This window comes from Endozoicomonas sp. 4G, from assembly GCF_023822025.1.
Taxonomy (GTDB): Bacteria; Pseudomonadota; Gammaproteobacteria; order Pseudomonadales; family Endozoicomonadaceae; genus Endozoicomonas_A.
Window position 1 is genome coordinate 1694612 of sequence record NZ_CP082909.1, and the last position, 20214, is coordinate 1714825.

The window sequence follows — 20214 nt, forward strand, 5'->3', positions numbered from 1 at the left end:
CCACTGTTGAGGGGAGACTTTTAATACCATGGGTAAGCAAGAAAAAATGAAAACTATCTTACTTATAGCGACGGGCTTGGCATGTCGTAGTGGGCGTAGTCATACAGGTAAATGAACGACTGTGATTGCGCACCTTCCCTATACCGGGGTGCGCTAGGTACCAATCCATTAAACTCCGGTTTTCTAGATGGTTTGGGTTTAGTATGTTTTTTGGTGTAGAGTTTGAATTGTCGGCTTACGAAATTTTTATAAACTACACATTGCTTTTTGCTTTTATAGACCCTTCTGCGTACTTACCTATTGGGGGTTGGTCTATTGGTAATGAGATTGTATTTTATATTCTTCTTGCTGTGATTTTAAGTTTTCCGGGTAAACGTAAGTTTAATTTAATATTTTTTTGGATCAGTAGTGTAGTTCTAGGAATTTACTTTTCATTTATTTTGCTTGACTCTGCTCAAAATCTTGATGTCCAATGGAGTGTGTATGTGGTAACTGCTCAGAATTTGTAGGCAAATTTTGCCACCAATTGGCTACAGCCCAGTAAAACCAAGGATGCCAATTTCAAAACGAGCACTTTTGCCTACAAAAAATGAGCAGTTACTGTATGTGAACCCCTTAGGGCAATTGTATCTTTTTACTTCAGGTGTTTTTTTGGGCATGGCGGGAGATCGTTTACGGGGGCGTAAGAATAATAACTGCCTTTTAATATTTTTTTCTGCCTTTTTGCTTTTCATGTTTGTTTTTTTTCCTGTTTCAGGAGGGCAGATTAACTTAGTTGTTGGCAATACTAGGTTAGTTCTTTCTTTGATATGCGTACTTTTTGTTTTTGTTGTTTTTTTAATGGATTTGAAGGTTGTGGGTTGGATAGGTAAGTTTTTGTTGTTTCTTGGAGAGACTTGCTATTCTATTTATTTAATCCATCCACTAGTAGCCTTACCTTTGGCTAAAATTTTTAAAATATTTTTATTGGATGAGAAATATTCATACCTCTTCTCTATAGTTATAGTTTTTGTTCTATCATCTTTAAGCTATAAGTTTATTGAACGTCCTTCGATCAAAAAGGCAAAAGCTCTATCAGTTAATTTGGTAAGTGATCTTAAATATTAGTTTTAGTGAATGATTTCTTGTTCTATATAAATATTATTGGTAAATAAAGTTGTGAAAAATATTCTTTTTGTGTCTTACGGTGGAGGTCATGTTCAAGGCCTACTCCCCGTCTATGAGAAGCTATTTTTAGAAAAAGGGTTTAATTGCAACTTTTTGGCATTGACGACGGCTTATCAACAGGTTAAAAATAAAAATCTGCCGTGCATTGGTTTTAAGGATTTGGTTGTTGAAAATGATTATGCTTTAGAGGTAGGTAAGAAACTTATTGGTGTGGAACATAACCACTCTATGGTTTCATATGAAGAAAGCATAGCATACATGGGGTTATCATATTGCGACCTTTTAGAGAAAGTTGGAAAGAATAAAGCTAAGGAATTATATGCGAAATACGGTAGGCAGGCATTTTACCCATTAAATACTCTGAGAAAATTATTAGAAAAAGAAGCGCCTGATCTGGTAATAACCACTAACTCTCCCAGGGCAGAAAGGGCGGCAGTAGATGCTGCAAAGGATTTAGGAATCCCTTCTTTGTGCTTAGTTGACTTATTTGCATTACAAGAAATTTCATGGATTGGACAGCCTGGTTTTGCAAACAAAGTTTGTGTTATCTCTGAATATATTAAGGAAAAAATGCTTGCAGCTGGAAGAAAGCCTGGAGAGATTGTTGTAACTGGAAACCCTGCATTTGATGAATTAAGTAAGTACCAGAATCCTGAGTGTGTTAGGTTGTTTCGTGAGAAAAAAGGGTGGTCTTTAGAAGATAAAATAGTGCTTTGGGCGTCAAACGTTGAGCCTGAAATGCATCCATACACAAGTCAGAAGGGGGATGCATTATTACCATTAAAAGTAGAAGAAATGTTAAAAAAAATGGTTGATGCTGACCCCAGTATAAAGCTCGTTATCAGACCACATCCTAATGATAGTAGGTTGCCCTTTACTGATTCAGATCGTATTGAGTTGAGTTCGCAAAAGGATGATTTAAACCAACTTTTAACTGCTGTTGATTGTGTTGTAGTACTGGCTTCCACAGTAGGAATGCAGGCTGCACTATTAAGGAAGCCATTAGTCAACATAAAACTGTCAATATTTTCGAAAAATGCTCCTTATGATGAAATGCGACTATCTACCGGAGTTGACGATTTGAATGACTTAAATGAAGTTATCATCCAAGCATTAAATGAAAAGCCTAGAAATTCCACCCTAACAACTATTGGCTCTGCAACAGATAACATTATTAGTGTGATTAAGGATTTGCTGTAAACATTATGGTTAGCATAAAGCGTGTTCTGATTATCGGACTTGGCAGTATTGGTAAACGTCACCTTGAAAATTTAAAAGAACTTTATCCAAATATTGAAATTATTATCCTTCGTCGAAAAGAACACCTTTCTAGCTATGATGGATGTATTGTTGTACATGAATTGGAAGAGGCAATAGCATTTGAACCTCAGGCCGCTTTGATTTGTACACCATCGACATATCACTTAAATGTGGCTCATCAATTGCTTGATAATGGTGTTCATGTATTTATTGAAAAACCTATTAGTAATAGTTCATATGGTATTCTGGAATTAAAGCAAAAAGCATTAGCCAATAATATTAAGGTTATGGTTGGTTACAATCTTAGATTTTTGGAGTCGTTAATTTTTTTTCGAGCATTACTACAAATGGGTCGATATGGAGCAACTTTTTGCGTAAAGGCAGAGGTTGGACAATATCTACCTGATTGGCGGCCAGGCATGGATTACATCAATTCAGCCTCTGCGTTGAAGTCTCTCGGTGGCGGGGCTCTGCTTGAGTTAAGTCATGAGCTTGATTACCTGTCTTGGATTTTTGGCCAACCGACTTATGTTATAGGGCAATCGTTAAAAGTCAGTAATCTTGAAATTGATGTTGATGATTTGGTAATGGCTCAAGTAGGCTACGAAAATAATGGTATATGTACTAATGCAAGCATTCACCTTGATTTACTGCAGCGCAGAGCCTTCCGCCAATGTAAAGCAATTTGTGAGAAAGGAACTATTATTTGGGATGCAATAGCTGACAATGTAATATTATTTACTGATAAGGAGGAAGAAGTTCTTTTTCAGGGTGATATGAATCGTAACATAAGTTACTTGTCTGAAATTAAAGTGTTTATCGATGCTATTGAAAATGATAGTGATGTTCCAATCTGTATAGATGATGCACTGACAGTTATGTCTCTTGTCGATGCCATTCGCTCTTCAACAAGTACAAGGCATTTTTTTAATGAAAAGTAAGAAACGTTGTGTGGCTTTTATTTTCGCAAGAGGTGGTTCAAAAGGTTTGCCTCGCAAGAATATAAGGCTAATGAATGGTACTCCTCTGATTGGTTATTCAATACTAATCGCTAAAAAATGCCCATCTATAGATCAAGTCATTGTATCAACAGATGATGAAGAAATTGCAGATATTGCAAGGCAATACGGAGCAGAAGTACCTTTTATCCGACCCTCTAATTTAGCAGATGATAAAAGTAGTGAGTTATCTGCATGGAAACATGCAGTCGCTGCTTATACAACTATCTTTGATACTAACTTCGATATATTTGTCAGTCTTCCTCCTACATCCCCTCTTCGTAGTGTTGATGATATTGAGGCTTGTATTGATTTATATCATGTCGAACAATCAGATATTGTTGTGACAGTTAAAGAAGCAGCACGAAGTCCATTCTTTAACATGGTTGCTAAAAATAGCAACGGCTTATGCGAGTTAGTTAACAAAGCTCCGGATGGTACTCGTTGCACTCGTAGGCAAGATGCACCTGTCGTTTATGACATGACAACAGTTGCTTATGTTTGTGCACCTGAATTTATTACAAAGTCTCAATCTATTTTTGATGGTAAAATGAAGAGTGTATTAATACCTGATGAAAGAGCTGTCGATATAGACACAGAATTAGACTTTAAGTTTGCAGAATTTTTGATGAGTCAAAGGTCTTAATATGAGTTCACTTCGTCAGCTATCCGATATGACCAACCGTGTGGTATTAATTACTGGGGGGGCAGGTCACCTTGGGCTGGCAATGGCAGAGGCGCTAGCTGAAGCTGGTGCAACCATTGCAATTATCGATCTTGATCAAACCTCTATAGACCAAGCAATTGCCCATTTGACTCAGCTATATGGAGGCAAGCATTTTGGGTTGGCGATGGATCTGGCAGATGACTTAGCAATTTCAGAAGTGCCTGGCTGGTTGAATCAGCACTATGGTAAACTAGATGTTCTTATCCATAGTGCATCTCTAGTGGGTACCTCGGGTTTGAAGGGCTGGGCAACTTCATTCAAGGAGCAAGAACTAACCACATGGAAAAAAGCTCTTGATGTTAACATGACATCAGTGTTTTCTTTAATCCAACATTGCTTGCCACTGCTTGAGCGCTCTTACTCCGCCTCTATCATAAACATCAGCAGCATATATGGTGTGGCAGGTCAAAAAATGTCTATGTACTCTGACATGAATTATTTAACACCAGCTGCATACGCCACAAGTAAGGGGGGGCTAGTTCAGTTAACCAAATATCTGGCAACTGTGCTGCCGCCTATTCGAGTAAACTGTATTAGCCCGGGTGGCATTGAGCGAGGGCAGGATGAGCGGTTCCAGAATCGTTATAAGAATATGACTCCTCTTGGGCGCATGGGCTGTGAAGAAGATTTTAAAGGTGTCTGCCATTTCTTAGCATCAGATCTCTCTAAGTATGTTACTGGGCAAAATATTATTGTGGATGGTGGCTGGAGCTTATAATGGAAAGTTCAACACGTAAGGTGGAAAAAGTCACCATTATTGATTACGGAATGGGAAATGTTCGTTCAATAAAAAATGCATTACTGCATATAGGTGATTTTCAAATTGATATATCTTCTGAACCTGACTTAATAAAAGAGTCTGATCTTCTTATTTTGCCTGGTGTTGGTGCTTTTCCAGATGCAATGGAAAATCTCAGAAAACGAAAATTAATTGAATTATTGAACGATCAAGTGCTAAACAAACATAAGCCTATTATTGGTATTTGTCTTGGTATGCAACTGTTATTTGAATCCTCAGAAGAAGGTGGTGTTAACGAAGGTCTTTCTTGGATACCTGGTCATGTCAAATTTATGGCCTTAGATAAGGAGTATCGTATACCTCATGTTGGTTGGAATGATCTTATTATCAAGCGCCCCTCTGTTGTTTTTGATGAATTGAGAGATGATAAGAATTTTTATTTTGTTCATGCGTTTTATGCCGACTGTCCAGAAAAATATAAAATAGCTACATTTGAATACGGTAAAGAGTTTACCGCAGCTGTTCAATGTAAGAATATATTAGGCATGCAGTTTCATCCAGAAAAAAGTCAGGTAAATGGGATGAATTCTATAAAGCAGGCAATACGCTGGGCGGAGGAATTGAACTGTGCTTAAGTCTCGACTGATTCCATGCATTATCACAAAAGGTGACCTTGTTGTTCAAAGCTATAATTTTAATCGTTATTTGCCCATTGGTAATATTAAAACAGCAATTGAGTTTTTCGTTAACTGGGATGTAGACGAAATTGTCATCCTGGACATTGATGCAACTAAGAACGGGCGAAGTCCGAACTTACAGTTAGTAGAATGGGCTACAACAGAATGTTTTGTTCCACTGACAATTGGTGGCGGTATAAAAAACACTGAGGATGTAAAAAATTTACTCAATGCGGGTGCTGATAAAATATGCGTAAACACTATTGCATTACATAATCCAGCTTTTATCAGCGAAGCTTCTTATATCTATGGTAGTCAGTGCGTGACGGTGTCTATTGATGTTAAGTTAACACCTAATGGATACAGAGTATATGACCATTCACAAAAGGTTGTCACAGAAAAACTCCCATCAGATTATGCTATGGAGTTGGAAGCGTTGGGGGCTGGTGAGATCTTTCTGAACTCTGTCGACCGTGATGGTGCTAGAACCGGTTATGATATTGATCTATTGAAATCTGTTAGTTCCACATTAAGGATACCTGTAATTGCTTGTGGTGGTGTGGGCCGGTTTGAGCATTTGCCTGCGGGGGTACTCAAGGGTGGTTGCCAGGCTGTAGCTGCTGCCAATATTTTCCAGCACAGTGAGCATAGTACTATTGCCGCCAAATCTACCCTTTTAAATCATGGCGTTGATGTGCGGCTGAGTTCAAGTGTGAAGTATGAAAACTTCGAGTTCGATGCTATGGGTCGGCCTTATTAAACAAGGGGTCAGATGAGTAATATGAAATACTGTAAACGTTGTGTGTATCCCGAAAACCACCCACTGAGCCCTATCTTTGATGATCGTGGTATTTGTAGTGGTTGCCTAGTGCATGAAGAAAAGTACCAGATTGACTGGGATAGTAAGCAAAAAGAGTTAGACAAGCTGTTCTCTCAGTATCGTGAGCGTCCTGGTACCAGTTACGATTGTATTATTCCTGTGACAGGTACAGGCGATGATTTCTTTGTGGTAGATACTATAAAAAACCGCTTTCAGCTTAACCCACTGCTTGTTACCTATAACACACACTTTAGTACAAAAGTGGGGGTGCGTAACCTTGCCCGCCTGATCACAGAGCTTGATTGTGATCATATGATGTCAACTGTTGGACCAGATACAATAAAGGAAATAACCAGAATCACTCTAAAAAAAATTGGTGATATTTACTGGCATGTCTTGGCTGGCAGCCAGACCTTTCCCGTACAGGTGGCTACAAAGTTGGACATTCCTCTTATTATTTGGGGTGTTAATGGTTGGTTGGATCAGGTGGGTATGTTTTCTCATCATGATCAAGTTGAAATGACAAAAAAAGTGCGTAAAGAGCACTCACTTCGTCGTTTAGATGCAGAGTCTTTACTAGGCAGCAGTACTAAAATTTCTGCAAAAGATCTCCAAGCTTATACATACCCTAGCGATGAGCAACTAGAAAAATCCCGCGTACGTGGAATCTACCTTGGAAATTATGTTTTGTGGGATTCTCAAAAGCAGATAGAAGAGATGATTGAGAAATATGGCTATGAAACATCACCTCAGGAAAGAACCTACAATACTTACGAATCAATTTATTGTGGTAACAATGCCAGTGTACACGACTATGTGAAGTTTCTAAAATACGGCTTCGGAAAGGTTAGTGACCATGCCTCACGTGATATCAGGCTTGGGCGTTTGAGCCGCAGTGAGGCTATTGAAAGGGTGAGAGAATACCAGTCAGTTAAACCTAAGCAACTGGATAAGTTTTTGCGTTGGCTTGATATTTCTGAAGAGACCTTCTTAAGCTATCTTGACCCCTTTAGAGACTTAAGAATTTGGCATAAAAATGAAGATGGGTTATGGCATCTAAAAGACTCTGTAGATAATCATCAAAATACAGAAGCTGATTTGAAGCTTGAACGGCCTGTGACTGATCCCAGAGAATATAAAATGACTCATCTTCTTGAAGAACATGAAATTACTGATCAGTACATTTTACTCGGTCGGTCTTACATTGATGAATTTAACTTTAAAGCAGTTGAGGGCTAACTATGAAATACTGCGCCAACTGTGTGATGCCGGATACAAAGCCAGGGGTAGTTCTTGATGAGCGTGGTTTTTGTAATGCCTGTAGAACAAAAGAGATAAAAGAAAGCTTAGATTGGGATGAACGCTTCAAGCAATTGGAAACTCTAATTGCTGAAATTAAAGCAAAAAACTATCCATTTTATGATTGCATAGTGCCAGTCAGCGGTGGCAAAGATAGCTGGTTTCAGGCAATGATGCTCGCTGAACGCTTTGGGTTAAAAGTGCTTTGTGTGACCTTGGCTTCGCACCTACCAACAACGGAAGGAATAGAAAACCTTAATAATATGATCAAAGGCTTAAATGTTGATCATATGAAAATAACAATTAAGCCCAGTGTTTTCAGAAATATTCGAAGAAAATGCTTTCTTGAGCAAGGTGAGCCCAACTGGGCAGAGCATTGCGCAATGTTTTCGAGCGTTATTAACACTGCACTAATTTATGAAGTTCCCTTGGTAGTATGGGGTGAAGATATTGCTTTTGAATTTGGCGGCTTGCAAAGACAAGAAAGCAAGCCCAGTGCTATTGCTATCAATAAAAGTGACCTGATCAAAGAAAAAACAGTGAGTGATTGGCTGGGCGCTGACATCTCTGAAAGGGATGTATTTTTTTATAAATATCCTGATTATGACAAACTAAAAAATGCTAACGTGAATAGTATTTATTTAGGTCATTTCTTGCACTGGTATGGGCGAAAAAACTACGAGATTGTAAAAGAACGAGGTTTTACTGGACGTCGAGCAGGTCCTTTGTCTGGTAATTATCTAAATTATGATAACATTGACGAAAAACTTTGTGAAATCAACATCTGGTTTAAGTACCTTAAATTTGGTTTCTGGCGAGCAACAGATCAATGCTGCTATGATATTTGGAATAATCGAATGAGTCGGAATGAAGCTGTTGAAATTGTAAACCGTTTATCTGATGAGTTTCCAAAGGAGTATTTTCAGGATTTCTTACGCTTCCATAAAATTTCGGAAGAGGAGTTCTGGGAGACTGTAGATAAATTTAGGAATAAAGATATTTGGGAAATGAAGGGGGGGGAATGGGTTTTAAAATATCCATTACGCACTTAAATCGTTAAGTGGAACGGCCTGCTGTCTATGTATTGGAAATACTTACGCTTGCAGGTCAAAATTAGAAAGTATTATCGTCTTTATTTTTTTGTATTTAGCATAAGATGTAGCGAAAAAAATACAGATTTCTACATTTAATTTGATGCTCACAGTTGGTTTGGAATGATTGATTTTCGACATCTTTCAAAAGAAGAATCTGCTTCACTTGATTTTTTAAGAGCAATTTCAGCACTACTTGTTGTTATCGGTCATGGTATTTCCTTTTGTGGTATTTTGACATCGCTTCATCAACCAAATGCACCATGGATGCAAAATATTGCCGTTGTTATTTTTTTTATATTGTCAGGTTTTCTTATAGCATACTCCTTAGCTGGGAAGCGAAATAATAATGGTTATACCTATTATCATTATGTTTCTGATAGGTTCTCAAGAATCTATGTGACATTTATACCGGCACTACTTTTTGTTGTTTTTATTGATTTTCTGAGTTTGACTAAAAGTAGTGATGTATATCAATATTATGCGGCTTATAATCCAATAACGTTTATTGCAAATTTATTAATGCTTCAAGATTACCCTGTATTTAGTTTTGCTACCAGTTTCGGTTCAGCTAGACCATTTTGGACATTGGCTATAGAATGGTGGATATATCTTTTTGTTGGAAGCTTGTTCTTTTTTTTTAGAGATAAAAAGACTAAATATATATTTCTAGCATTAATTTTCATGATTGTACCATTATATAATTTCATCGGGGGTAGAGGGAATGGTTTATTTTTATATTGGCTTTTAGGGGTGGGGGTATTTCTAGTTTGGAGTAAAGGCTACGTAAGAAGTCTTTCTTTCAATAAAAAAATTCTTGCTTTTGTTTTGTTTTTAATTTTGGCAGTTTATAGAGTGTTAAATACTCTTGTTGAGTACGATAAACTATTTGCATTGTTTTTATCAATTTCTATATTGTTTTTTGTTGAGGTGGCCTCTCTATTAGATTTAAATAAATTAATCTTGTTGATTTCTAGTAAGCTTGCTAATTATTCTTATACTTTGTATCTAATTCATTATTCTCTGTATGATTTTTTAGTTTCCCACTATGGTGGTGGAGTCTTAATATTTTTTGTGGGTTTTTTGTTGTCAAATACTATTGCATATATCATGGGGTTTTATATTGAGGGAAAAGCAACTAGAAATATAAAAGATAAGTTGTATTTTCTTATTGATAAAAATATTTCTTTAGGAAATAGAATAACTACTCTGTGATTTTAATCCATCTCTATACTGATTCTGGATATGTCAAAATGAAACCATGCTTTATCATCGCCGAAGCTGGTGTAAATCATAATGGTTCGGTCGATTTAGCTCTACAACTTATTGATGTAGCTGCAAAGTCAGGTGCTGATGCCGTTAAGTTTCAATCCTTTAAGGCAGAACAGCTTGTATCGAGGCAGGCTAAAACCGCTCAGTACCAGCTCGATAGAACTGGTGTTGATGATCAGCATTCGATGCTAAAAAAACTGGAAATGTCTGAAGACTTTCATCAGCAGTTGTTTGAGCGTTGCAAGACAAAAAATATCGAATTTATGTCAACGCCATTCGATATTGATTCTGCACGATACCTGATCGAATCAGGAATGGAGCGGCTGAAAGTTCCCTCTGGTGAGCTAACGAATATACCGCTTTTAAAGGCGCTTTGTGTATTCGACAAGCCTATTATCTTATCTACTGGTATGGCTTCATTGGAAGAGGTTTATGATGCAGTGGAAGCTATAAGATCTGAACGTATACGGCTGAATCTAAAAGGTGCTTTGCGTGATTATTTAGCCATTTTGCATTGTACCTCTAACTACCCAGCCAGGCATGAGGATGTCAATCTCAGAGCAATGACCAGTTTAGCTGAAGAGTTTAATCTTAGTGTCGGTTATTCAGATCATACCGATGGTATTCTAGTGCCTGTTGCAGCCGTAGCAATGGGGGCAACGGTTATTGAAAAGCACTTTACGCTTGATCGTGAGATGGACGGACCTGATCACAAAGCTTCACTTGAGCCTAATGAATTGTCTGAAATGGTTAGACAAATTCGCCAAATAGAAGTTTGCCTTGGGACTGGTGAGAAAAAGCCCAGCGATAGTGAGTTGCCTGTTAGAGACTTGGTGCGTCGCAGTATAACACTGGCTTCAGATATTCCGGCAAATAAGCCTCTTAGAGAAGAGGATATTATCTTATTAAGACCCGGAACGGGAATTCCTCCAAAAGAGTTGGAGAAGGTGCTTGGTCGATGTCTAAAAGTATCTGGTCGAGAAGGTACACAAATTAACTGGCAGGATCTGATCTAGTGCGCAAGGTTTTTTATGTATCGGGAACACGGGCTGATTTTGGCCTGATGGAAGATACGCTGAAAAAGATTCATAGTCACCCTGAATTATCTCTAAGTATAATAGTGACAGGTATGCACTTGCTTGAAGATTATGGGAATACCTGGCAAGAAATTAAGCATGCAGGTCTTGATATAGTGCATAAGGTTCCGGTTTCTTTATCAGGGTCCTCCAAACGAGACATGTCTCTTGCAATTGGAGAAAATATTATCGCTTATACGCACATTCTGGAAATTGAAAAGCCTGATGTACTGCTTTTATTAGGCGATAGAGGAGAGATGCTTGCTGGTGCTATTGCCGCAGCTCACCTTAATATTCCGGTTGTTCATATTCATGGTGGTGAGCGTTCAGGTACAATTGATGAGTCTATTCGTCATGCAATAACAAAATTTGCACACTATCATCTTGTCGCTACAGAAAACTCTCGACAGCGGTTAATTAGAATGGGAGAGATGCCTGACAATATTGTAGTTACAGGTGCTCCTGGGCTTGACTCTATTGTGAATCTGAAATTTGTGCAAAAAGAATTGTTGTTCAACCGTTATGAATTAAATCCTAATAAACCTTTATTTCTTGTTCTTTTTCACCCAGTAGTTCAGCAAATTGACTCTCTTTCTGAGCAAGTTAATAACTTATTGTCTGTTGTACTTGAACTGGGGCAGCCTGTACTGATGCTGATGCCTAATTCAGATGCAGGAGGTCAAGAGATCAAACGAGAGATTGACAAGCTTGAAGATCACCCTAATTTAAAGTTGGCAATTCATGTGCCTAGAAATGACTTTTTGTCATTGGTCAAATACGCTGACGTGTTGGTTGGGAACTCAAGTAGCGGCATCATCGAGGCAGCCTCGCTTGGTACTAAAGTACTAAATGTTGGCACTAGACAGAATCTCAGAGAGCGCAGTGCTAATGTAGTAGACGTTGGCACCAGTCAGATCGAGATTAGAAACGGATTGATGCAGGCAATGTCAATTCGTGGAAAAAAGTGGACGAACGTATATGGTGATGGTACAGCTTCAGATAAAATTGTTCGTTTTTTAAATGATGTAACTCTCGACAGTGCTGTTTTAGAGAAAGCAAATGCCTACTGATTTACTCATTATTGGAGCAGGCGGTCATGCAAAAGTTGTTATTGAAGCCTGCAATCTTTCGAGTCCACAGTTAGTTTTGAATGTAGTGGATCAGTCATCAGAAAAGGTTGATACACTACTTCTTGAAAAGTACCGAGTAACCTTACTAGATTCCAGCAGTATCTTACCTAACATTTGCCACATTGCGATTGGTAATAACCAAGTAAGAAGAAGTTTGTGCAATTGGATTGAGCAACTAAATTGCTCGCTACACTCTGTGATTCACCCTGATGCCATTATATCACCCTCCGCTACGATTCATGATGGTACTTTTATCGCCGCTCGTACTGTTATTGCAGCTGAAACAATCATCGAATACGGTTGTATTGTTAATCACGGTGTGGTTGTTGACCATGATTGCCATATAGGTGCGTTTAGTCATATTGCTCCTCACTCTACTCTTTGTGGAGGTGTTAGTGTTGGAGAGGGGGTATTAATTGGTGCTGGAGCAACTGTTCTGCCAATGGTGAAAATAGGGAAATGTGCAGTTATTGGTGCTGGAGCTGTTGTTACCTCTGATATACCCGAAGGTAAAACAGTAATGGGTATACCGGGAAGAGCAATTTAATGGAGTAATTATGCAAGATCTCGAAGAGATTTTAGTTTCAAATCAATGTACTTTGAAGGAAGCCCTGCTTTTGCTTGATAAAAGTGGAGCTTCTGTTTTATTACAGATTAATAAGAAGGGGCAGCTTCGGCGTACAGTGACAGATGGCGATATTCGCAGGTTGCTTTTATCCGGTTATGGAATGGAAGATACCTTGGAAAAGCTCCCTGATAAAAAACCTGTTACCGTTCCAGCAAGCATTTCTGATCAAGATGCACTTTCTATCATGAATGACCATGGAATTAGCCAGTTGCCTGCAGTTAATAATGATGGATGCCCTGTTTCGCTGCATTTGAGAAGTGAAATACAGCCTCGAATACTTCTTTCTACTCCACACATGGGAGGCTTAGAACAAAAATATGTTGAAGAAGCTTTTCTTACAAATTGGGTAGCACCTGTAGGGCCAAATGTTGATGGTTTTGAAAAAGAAATCGCACAGTATGTGAAGACAGGGCATGCCGCAGCGTTAAGCTCTGGCACGGCTGCCATTCATTTGGCTTTAAGGTTGTTAGACGTTTCTCATGGAGACACTGTTTTTTGTTCTAGTTTTACTTTCATTGCCAGTGCTAATCCAATTTTATATCAAGGTGCAACACCTGTATTTATTGATTCTGAACCTGATACTTGGAATATGTCTCCTCAAGCTTTGGAGTGTGCATTTCAAAGAAGTTTAGAAATAGGTAAAAAGCCAAAGGCAGTGATTGTTGTACATCTTTATGGTCAGAGCGCTAAAATGGCAGATATCATAGCCATCTGTAATAAATATGATGTACCTGTCGTTGAAGATGCTGCAGAGTCATTAGGTGGTCTTTACAAAGGTCAGCATACTGGAACTTTCGGAAAGTTCGGTGTGTTTTCATTTAATGGAAATAAAATCATTACCACATCGGGTGGCGGCATGCTGATATCTGACGATCAAGCTATGATCGAGAAGGCAAGGTATCTTTCTACGCAGGCTAGAATGCCTGAACCCCATTATGAACATACTGAAGTTGGCTACAACTATCGTATGAGTAATGTACTGGCAGGTATTGGGCGGGGTCAATTATCAGTCCTTGATAAAAGAGTAACCGCGCGCAGGAAGATTTTTGAGATATATAGAGAGGCTCTAATTGATTTTGAGTGCCTTGACTGGATGCCAGAACCTGAAGGTGATTTTTCTAATAGATGGTTGACTGCATTAAGTCTAAATCCTAAAAAAACAAATATTTCTCCTGCTTCAATGATTACACAACTGAATGAATTCAATATTGAAGCTCGTCATTTATGGAAACCTATGCATTTGCAGCCATTGTTTACTGGGGTGCAATATTTTAAGCATTCTGACATTGATTTTTGCAAAGGTCTATTTGCATCTGGCCTGTGCCTCCCATCTGGCTCTAGCATGAATGAGGAACAGATTTATTTTGTTGTTGAAAAAATAAAATATATTCTTAGAAAAAGTCATCGAGCATGAGACTGTTTAAGATTTTGGAAAAAATTCTAAGGTCGCTGTATTCAGGAAACCGAGTCACCCTAAAGGAAAGTACTGAATTTAGTATGGGTGAAAGTCTCATGCTGAGCAAAACTACAGACCCTGGATCATAGGATTTACCTCCCAGAGCCCCCAAAATACCCGAACAAGGAAGGCGTTCAAAGGCAGCTATGATTTTCATGTGACAAAATAGATTTTTTATGCGTTACTTGTTGATAGAATGTAAAAGCTATCAAAATGATATGATTATTTGATAACTATATTCAGGTTTATCTTGTAGGTTTTTATGCGGCAGATATTACTCACACTACCCCGATCAGGCAAACGGTTAATTACTTTACTATTTGATACAGTAGGAATATTACTTTGTCTGTGGTTAGCTTTTTATATACGTTTGGGAGTGACAGACTCATTATCTCAATATTACCCTGCATTCATTGTTGCCATAGCAGTCACCTTACCTTTCCTGATCAGAATGGGCCTGTACCGAGCCGTCCTCCGCTACATGGGCTCCGATTCTCTCATAGTAATCTTCAAAGCCTGCTCCTATTCCGCCATCTGTCTAATGCTGGCCGGATTTGTTTCCGGGCAGGCCCATCTCCCTCGCTCCATCCCTTTCATCTATTGGCTCCTGTTACTGCCAACCATGACCATCTCTCGCTATGTGATCAGGAGTTGGTTGTTAGAGGAATCCATAGCCGATATTTTTCCTGAGTTTTTTCCCAAAAGGCAGGGACACTCAAACCGCGGTATTCCTGTTGCCATTTATGGCGCAGGTGCGGCAGGGGTTCAGGTGATGTCTGCTTTGGATAAGGGAATTGAGTACCAGCCAGTCGCTTTTATAGATGACAAAAGAGACAACGCTGGTCGTGCAATTCAGGGAAGGCGTATTTATCGGCCCATAGCTTTTGAGCAGATGGTCCAGGAAACAGGCGTCCAGGAAGTGTTGCTGGCTATACCCTCAGCGACAAGACAAAGGCGGAAAGAGATCGTTCAGGAACTTGAGCAACACGGTCTGCCGATTCGAACCATACCCGCCATGTCTGACCTGGCCAGTGGTCGCATGAAAATGCAGGAAATTCAGCCTGTTGATATTGGTGATGTGCTCGGCAGGGACGAAGTGGCTCCAAGGCAAGACCTTTTGGAGAAGTGTATTACGGGTAAAGTGGTCATGGTGACCGGGGCAGGGGGGTCTATTGGTTCTGAGCTTTGTCGGCAGATCCTTAAGAAGAAGCCTTTGTGCCTGGTTCTTTATGAACACAGTGAATTCAGTCTCTATTCCGTCGAGCAGGATTTAATCAAGGCGCAAAATCGTTTACATGACTGTAAAGCCGTTCAGATTGCGGCAATACTGGGTTCGGTCAATAATCCGGATCGTTTGATTGAAACCATGCGCAGATTTTCTGTGGATACGCTTTATCATGCGGCTGCCTATAAACACGTACCTATCGTTGAGCACAATATCGAAGAAGGGTTGCGTAACAATACGCTGGGTACACTGTATGCGGCACAGGCAGCCATTGTGACTCAGGTAGAACGTTTTGTACTGATATCGACGGATAAAGCCGTTCGACCCACCAATGTTATGGGCGCATCAAAACGTTTGTCAGAAATGGCTTTGCAGGGATTGGCGGATGAAAGCTCAGTGAAGTTGTTTCACTCAGATCAGTTTGGCGTTGCGCCAGGCACAAAAATACCGGTGAATACCTGTTTTACTATGGTGCGGTTTGGCAATGTACTGGGTTCAAGTGGCTCAGTTATTCCTGTGTTTCGTGAACAGATTCGAACCGGCGGCCCTGTGACGGTGACTCACCCGGACATTAATCGGTATTTCATGACCATCCCGGAGGCTGCGCTGCTGGTGATTCAGGCCGGTGCCATGGCTACCGGGGGAGAGGTTTTTGTTTTGGACATGGGGCAGCCTGTCAAAATAGCGAACCTGGCTAAGCGGATGATTAATTTGTCTGGCCTGACCCTTAAAGACGAAAGTCATCCTGAAGGGGATATTGAAATTGTTTACACAGGCTTACGTCCCGGTGAAAAGCTCTATGAAGAATTGTTGATAGGCGACAATGTGACAGGCACCAGTCATCCAAAAATAAGTATGGCGATGGAACACAAAGAGTTGTGGAACGACTACAGGCTGGCCTTGGAAACTGTGTTTGAGGTAGCCCGGGAACGACGCTTTAATGATCTGAGAAATCTGCTTGCCAGTTATGTGAATGGCTTTAGTCCGTCGTCTGATGTGGTGGACTGGATGGATCAGTCCATGCCGGTTGAATCGAAACCTGAGCGTGGGGCTTTGAGTTATCACTGATTGTTGTTGTGTTGTGGTTTTGCCTCGTTCGGTGTTTTTCAAGATAGTTTCCGGCTACCTGGTTTAATCTCTGCTACTCTATTTCATTCATTTATATTGATTGGAGTTATGCCAGTGAGTGCGAAAGCAAAGCCTCAGCCGACAGAGATTGATCATATGCGCAACACCTTGACTGATGTGGTTCATGCTCTGGGTAATACCCGTGGGGAAATGCACCGAAGGTTTGATCAGCAAGATAAAGAACTAAGTCAATTCAAAGATCAGGTCAACGAGCAGTTTCATTGGGTCAAAGAGCAGTTTGACCGGCAAGACAAAGAACTGAGTCAATTTAAACATGAGGTCAACGAGCAGTTTCATTGGGTCAAAGAGCAGTTTGACCGGCAAGACAAAGAACTGAGTCAATTCAAACATGAGGTCAAAGAGCAGTTTCATGCAGTCAATGAGCGGTTTGACCAGCAAGAAAAAGAATTTAGTGAATTCAAACATGAGGTCAGAGAGCGGTTTGACCAGCAAGAAAAAGATATTGCTGCACTGAAAGCAGACAATGCGGAAATCAAAGAAGTCTTAAAGCTCATATTGACCAGACTTCCCAGTTAACCGCTGCGTAATGAATAAGGATAGATTGCGCCCCGCCGCAATCTTATAGTGTTGTTCTCGAGCCTGGTTCAACTCACTCCCATCGGAGTGTCACCAGCCATCTGTATGCATTACCACGGAGAGCGAGGGGCTGTATGGGTGTCAAGGCGCTGCACTTCATCTATTCTCAAACTGCGGTATTCCTGTTGCCATTTATGGCGCAGGTGCGGCAGGGGTCCAGGTGATGTCTGCTTTGGATAAGGGGATTGAGTATCAGCCGGTCGCTTTTATAGATGACAAAAGAGACAACGCCGGTCGTGCAATTCAAGGAAGGCGTATTTACCGGCCCATGGCTTTTGATTTGTCTGGCCTGACGCTTAAAGACGAAAGTCATCCTGAAGGGGATATTGAGATTGTCTACACAGGTTTACGTCCCGGTGAAAAGCTCTATGAAGAATTGTTGATAGGCGACAATGTGACAGGCACCAGCCATCCGAAAATCAGTATGGCGATGGAACACAAAGAGTTGTGGGACGACTACAGGCTGGCCTTAGAAACTGTTTTTGAGGTGGCTCGTGAACGGCGCTTTCATGATCTGAGAAATCTGCTTGCCAGTTATGTCAATGGCTTTAGTCCGTCGTCTGATGTGGTGGACTGGATGGATCAGTCCAGGCCGGTTGAATCGAAACCTGAGCGTGGGGCTTTGAGCTATCACTGATGATTGTTGTACTTTGGTTTTTGCTTAATCTCGTCTAGTTCAGTCTATCCTGAACTTTCTGTACTGGATATCTTGATTTTTGATGATTATAGGTAAAACTATTCTTGCTCATAAGCCAAGAAAACAAGGCTTGATTGCGTAGCGTGAGGTTACGAGAAATTAGCAAGGTAGTACAATGTGATTGAGTTTGTATTGCATAAAAGGCCAGTATCGCTCCAGGTAAAGAGACGAGAAAATCTTCAAGCATGGAAAGACTTTATTTATGGGAGGGCCAGGCAGTGTTGGCGTGCCCCACCTCTAACAGAAGATAACAACATACATTTAACAGTCGTTTATTTTTGTAACGAATCACCTGTCGATATGGACAATATAATTAAACCTATCCAGGACGCACTTAGTAGTCTTGTATTCGCCGATGATTTGCAAATCACAGACGTAGAAAGCCATCGGCGCTATTTGTCCGATGGTATTGATGTTACTAATTTGCCATCTATGCTAGCTGAAGCAGCGGCGACAGGTGAAGAAAGTGTATATATTAGAGTTGAACTTGCTAGTGCTCTAGAGGAATACTTATGAAATCTTTTTTTGAACAGTACGAACAAAAAGCAAATGAGCTTGCTAATGAATTGCGCGAGAAAGGATACACTGTAAATTTACAACCTCAAAGAGAGTCACTACCTTTCACCCTTGAAAATTATCAGCCTGATATTGTTGCCACAAAAGGTGATGAAGGTCTTATCATAGAAATAAAGTCCTCAGCTAAACGAATCTCTATTGATAAATTCCATAATATTTCAAATGAAATTTCAAAGCACGAAGGGTGGAGGTTCATATTAGTCACCCTTGAGGATGAAGGGGGCGATTTATTTTCATACAGTATTGAATCTCTATTCAGTAGAGATGAAATAGATGAGCGCAAAGGAAATGTTGAGCAGCTGATAAAAATAGGCATCCTTGATGCGGCTCTACTTTATTTATGGAGTACAATGGAAAGTTGCTTAAGGGTTTTAGCTCTGAATACAAAATTACCAGTAGAAAGATTACCGTTTAATAAATTATCTGATCACTTGTATTCTAGTGGGGAATTATCTATTGATCAGTATGAGTACTTGAAGCAGATAATAGTATTGAGAAATCAAGCTGCTCATGGTTTTAAAACGGAAGTTCAAGTCGATCAGTTGAACACAGGGATAAAAATATTAGAAGCTCTTTTGTCAGGATTGCAGTGCAATTATGGAAGTGCTCACAGGGAAAATACTTGAAGGAAAGGCGGAAGGAAATGCTGAAAACGCCGGGTTAATTCGGCCATGCCTTTTGAATTGTTCAGGTTCAAAGACTTTCTCCTTGAGATTTTGCAATTGTTACCGTCAATCCTTTTGGTATTTCATAGTAGTTCAGTTACAGCCGCTGACAGGCACCAGCCATCCTGAAATCAGTATGGCGATGGAACACAAAAAATTGTGGGACGACTACAGGTGGACTGGATAGATCAGTCCAGGCCGGTTGAATCGAAACCTGAGCGCGGCGCTTTGAGCTATTACTGATTATTGCTGCGCTGTGATTTTTGCTTAATCTCTGTCTATATTGAATGGCTCATTTTTCAGAAACCATCGGTGAGCCAGATGCAACATGCTATGAAAAATCCACTGTTATCCGTTGATGCCTATCTTGAGTCTGAAAAGGCCGCTAAATCGAAAAGCGAATACATCAATGGTTATGTCTACGCTATGGTGGGTGGTAGTCGCAGGCATAACTTATTAACCGTGTCTCTGGCAACGAGGCTTCACCAGCATCTTTCTGGCACTGGCTGTGATGTTTTTGCGTCTGACATGAAGGTCAGTGCCGGCTCTGATAGCGATCATATTTTCTTTTATCCCGACATCATGGTGTCTTGCGGACATGGCTCTGATGATGATTATGTAGAAGAAAACCCAAAGCTGATTATTGAGATTCTTTCAAAGTCTACCGAGCAGCATGATCGTTTTGCCAAACTTGAGGCCTATACCCAAATAGCGACTCTGGAGGAATACATGCTGGTTTCTCAATATGAGGTTCTGGTCGATCTATACCGGCGGGAAGGAGGTCAATGGTGTACCCAGCGTTATAGGGAAGGAGACACTTTGTACTTACGTTCAGTTGGTCTGGAACTTTCTGTAATGGATATATATTGATCGAAATGCTGGCGCAAACCCGTCCCTCGTTCCCACGCTGGGACCCACAGGGCCTAAAAGCATGGGAGCCAGAGTTTTGCGACAGCCTCCCCAGCGTCGGAACAAAGGGGATACTT

Annotated in this window: 21 protein-coding genes; all 21 read left to right on the forward strand. The window is 40.2% G+C overall.

Annotation, left to right across the window (positions count from 1 at the left end):
• The first annotated feature begins 203 nt into the window (after window positions 1-203).
• Window positions 204-509, forward strand: coding sequence for a hypothetical protein (locus K7B67_RS06615; RefSeq protein ID WP_252179566.1), 306 nt, complete (start codon window positions 204-206; stop codon window positions 507-509).
• A gap of 43 nt (window positions 510-552) precedes the next feature.
• Window positions 553-1107 carry an acyltransferase family protein gene (locus tag K7B67_RS06620; protein WP_252179568.1) on the forward strand — a complete coding sequence of 185 codons (555 nt, stop codon included), beginning with the start codon at window positions 553-555 and terminating at the stop codon, window positions 1105-1107.
• A gap of 51 nt (window positions 1108-1158) precedes the next feature.
• Entirely contained in the window at window positions 1159-2367 is a 1209-nt protein-coding gene (locus tag K7B67_RS06625; RefSeq protein ID WP_252179569.1) for a CDP-glycerol glycerophosphotransferase family protein, read from the forward strand.
• Between the two features lie 5 nt (window positions 2368-2372).
• Window positions 2373-3368 (forward strand): Gfo/Idh/MocA family oxidoreductase, encoded by a 996-nt coding sequence (locus tag K7B67_RS06630; RefSeq protein WP_252179571.1) that lies wholly within the window; start codon window positions 2373-2375, stop codon window positions 3366-3368.
• Window positions 3358-4071 (forward strand): acylneuraminate cytidylyltransferase family protein, encoded by a 714-nt coding sequence (locus K7B67_RS06635; RefSeq protein WP_252179572.1) that lies wholly within the window; start codon window positions 3358-3360, stop codon window positions 4069-4071. Before K7B67_RS06630 ends, K7B67_RS06635 begins: the two co-directional genes overlap by 11 nt.
• A 1-nt stretch (window position 4072) precedes the next feature.
• Complete coding sequence (locus tag K7B67_RS06640; protein WP_252179573.1) at window positions 4073-4870, forward strand: SDR family oxidoreductase; 798 nt, start codon at window positions 4073-4075, stop codon at window positions 4868-4870.
• Window positions 4870-5526, forward strand: coding sequence for an imidazole glycerol phosphate synthase subunit HisH (hisH, locus tag K7B67_RS06645; protein ID WP_252179574.1), 657 nt, complete (start codon window positions 4870-4872; stop codon window positions 5524-5526). The genes K7B67_RS06640 and hisH overlap by 1 nt, the downstream gene beginning before the upstream one ends.
• Window positions 5519-6328, forward strand: a complete 810-nt coding sequence (locus tag K7B67_RS06650; RefSeq protein ID WP_252179575.1) for a HisA/HisF-related TIM barrel protein — start codon at window positions 5519-5521, stop codon at window positions 6326-6328. The genes hisH and K7B67_RS06650 overlap by 8 nt, the downstream gene beginning before the upstream one ends.
• 12 nt (window positions 6329-6340) lie before the next feature.
• Complete coding sequence (locus K7B67_RS06655) at window positions 6341-7627, forward strand: N-acetyl sugar amidotransferase (RefSeq protein WP_252179576.1); 1287 nt, start codon at window positions 6341-6343, stop codon at window positions 7625-7627.
• A gap of 2 nt (window positions 7628-7629) precedes the next feature.
• Complete coding sequence (locus K7B67_RS06660; protein ID WP_252179578.1) at window positions 7630-8739, forward strand: N-acetyl sugar amidotransferase; 1110 nt, start codon at window positions 7630-7632, stop codon at window positions 8737-8739.
• Window positions 8740-8901: 162 nt separating this feature from the next.
• Window positions 8902-9993, forward strand: a complete 1092-nt coding sequence (locus K7B67_RS06665; protein WP_252179579.1) for an acyltransferase — start codon at window positions 8902-8904, stop codon at window positions 9991-9993.
• A gap of 38 nt (window positions 9994-10031) precedes the next feature.
• A complete protein-coding gene (gene neuB, locus K7B67_RS06670) occupies window positions 10032-11066 on the forward strand; it encodes an N-acetylneuraminate synthase (protein ID WP_252179580.1) in 1035 nt (344 codons plus the stop codon).
• Entirely contained in the window at window positions 11066-12196 is a 1131-nt protein-coding gene (neuC, locus tag K7B67_RS06675; protein ID WP_252179581.1) for a UDP-N-acetylglucosamine 2-epimerase, read from the forward strand. The genes neuB and neuC overlap by 1 nt, the downstream gene beginning before the upstream one ends.
• Complete coding sequence (locus K7B67_RS06680; protein ID WP_252179582.1) at window positions 12186-12803, forward strand: acetyltransferase; 618 nt, start codon at window positions 12186-12188, stop codon at window positions 12801-12803. Before neuC ends, K7B67_RS06680 begins: the two co-directional genes overlap by 11 nt.
• A 10-nt stretch (window positions 12804-12813) precedes the next feature.
• On the forward strand, window positions 12814-14298 hold the full coding sequence (locus K7B67_RS06690) for an aminotransferase class I/II-fold pyridoxal phosphate-dependent enzyme (protein ID WP_276576725.1): 1485 nt from the start codon (window positions 12814-12816) through the stop codon (window positions 14296-14298).
• A 493-nt stretch (window positions 14299-14791) separates the two neighbouring features.
• A complete protein-coding gene (locus K7B67_RS06695) occupies window positions 14792-16633 on the forward strand; it encodes a nucleoside-diphosphate sugar epimerase/dehydratase (RefSeq protein ID WP_256484857.1) in 1842 nt (613 codons plus the stop codon).
• Between the two features lie 114 nt (window positions 16634-16747).
• Window positions 16748-17230 carry a hypothetical protein gene (locus K7B67_RS06700; protein WP_252179584.1) on the forward strand — a complete coding sequence of 161 codons (483 nt, stop codon included), beginning with the start codon at window positions 16748-16750 and terminating at the stop codon, window positions 17228-17230.
• 223 nt (window positions 17231-17453) lie between these two features.
• Window positions 17454-17927: a polysaccharide biosynthesis protein gene (locus tag K7B67_RS23985; protein WP_346658263.1), complete on the forward strand. Its 474-nt coding sequence runs from the start codon at window positions 17454-17456 to the stop codon at window positions 17925-17927.
• A 177-nt stretch (window positions 17928-18104) separates the two neighbouring features.
• Window positions 18105-18503 carry a RusA family crossover junction endodeoxyribonuclease gene (locus K7B67_RS06710; RefSeq protein ID WP_252179585.1) on the forward strand — a complete coding sequence of 133 codons (399 nt, stop codon included), beginning with the start codon at window positions 18105-18107 and terminating at the stop codon, window positions 18501-18503.
• Window positions 18500-19189, forward strand: coding sequence for a hypothetical protein (locus K7B67_RS06715; protein ID WP_252179587.1), 690 nt, complete (start codon window positions 18500-18502; stop codon window positions 19187-19189). The genes K7B67_RS06710 and K7B67_RS06715 overlap by 4 nt, the downstream gene beginning before the upstream one ends.
• Window positions 19190-19561: 372 nt before the next feature.
• Window positions 19562-20098, forward strand: a complete 537-nt coding sequence (locus tag K7B67_RS06720; protein WP_252179588.1) for a Uma2 family endonuclease — start codon at window positions 19562-19564, stop codon at window positions 20096-20098.
• The last annotated feature ends 116 nt before the right edge of the window (window positions 20099-20214 follow it).

Excerpts from the sequence above, each read along its gene's own strand:
- hisH (WP_252179574.1), top strand. The coding sequence starts at position 4,870 with ATGGAAAGTTCAACACGTAAGGTGGAAAAAGTCACCATTATTGATTAC.
- K7B67_RS06615 (WP_252179566.1), top strand. The coding sequence starts at position 204 with ATGTTTTTTGGTGTAGAGTTTGAATTGTCGGCTTACGAAATTTTTATA.
- K7B67_RS06655 (WP_252179576.1), top strand. The coding sequence starts at position 6,341 with ATGAGTAATATGAAATACTGTAAACGTTGTGTGTATCCCGAAAACCAC.
- K7B67_RS06720 (WP_252179588.1), top strand. The coding sequence starts at position 19,562 with ATGAAAAATCCACTGTTATCCGTTGATGCCTATCTTGAGTCTGAAAAG.
- K7B67_RS06640 (WP_252179573.1), top strand. The coding sequence starts at position 4,073 with ATGAGTTCACTTCGTCAGCTATCCGATATGACCAACCGTGTGGTATTA.
- K7B67_RS06680 (WP_252179582.1), top strand. The coding sequence starts at position 12,186 with ATGCCTACTGATTTACTCATTATTGGAGCAGGCGGTCATGCAAAAGTT.
- K7B67_RS06690 (WP_276576725.1), top strand. The coding sequence starts at position 12,814 with ATGCAAGATCTCGAAGAGATTTTAGTTTCAAATCAATGTACTTTGAAG.
- K7B67_RS06630 (WP_252179571.1), top strand. The coding sequence starts at position 2,373 with ATGGTTAGCATAAAGCGTGTTCTGATTATCGGACTTGGCAGTATTGGT.
- K7B67_RS06695 (WP_256484857.1), top strand. The coding sequence starts at position 14,792 with ATGGGCCTGTACCGAGCCGTCCTCCGCTACATGGGCTCCGATTCTCTC.
- K7B67_RS06715 (WP_252179587.1), top strand. The coding sequence starts at position 18,500 with ATGAAATCTTTTTTTGAACAGTACGAACAAAAAGCAAATGAGCTTGCT.
- neuB (WP_252179580.1), top strand. The coding sequence starts at position 10,032 with ATGAAACCATGCTTTATCATCGCCGAAGCTGGTGTAAATCATAATGGT.
- K7B67_RS06635 (WP_252179572.1), top strand. The coding sequence starts at position 3,358 with ATGAAAAGTAAGAAACGTTGTGTGGCTTTTATTTTCGCAAGAGGTGGT.
- K7B67_RS06660 (WP_252179578.1), top strand. The coding sequence starts at position 7,630 with ATGAAATACTGCGCCAACTGTGTGATGCCGGATACAAAGCCAGGGGTA.
- K7B67_RS06620 (WP_252179568.1), top strand. The coding sequence starts at position 553 with ATGCCAATTTCAAAACGAGCACTTTTGCCTACAAAAAATGAGCAGTTA.
- K7B67_RS23985 (WP_346658263.1), top strand. The coding sequence starts at position 17,454 with ATGTCTGCTTTGGATAAGGGGATTGAGTATCAGCCGGTCGCTTTTATA.
- K7B67_RS06665 (WP_252179579.1), top strand. The coding sequence starts at position 8,902 with ATGATTGATTTTCGACATCTTTCAAAAGAAGAATCTGCTTCACTTGAT.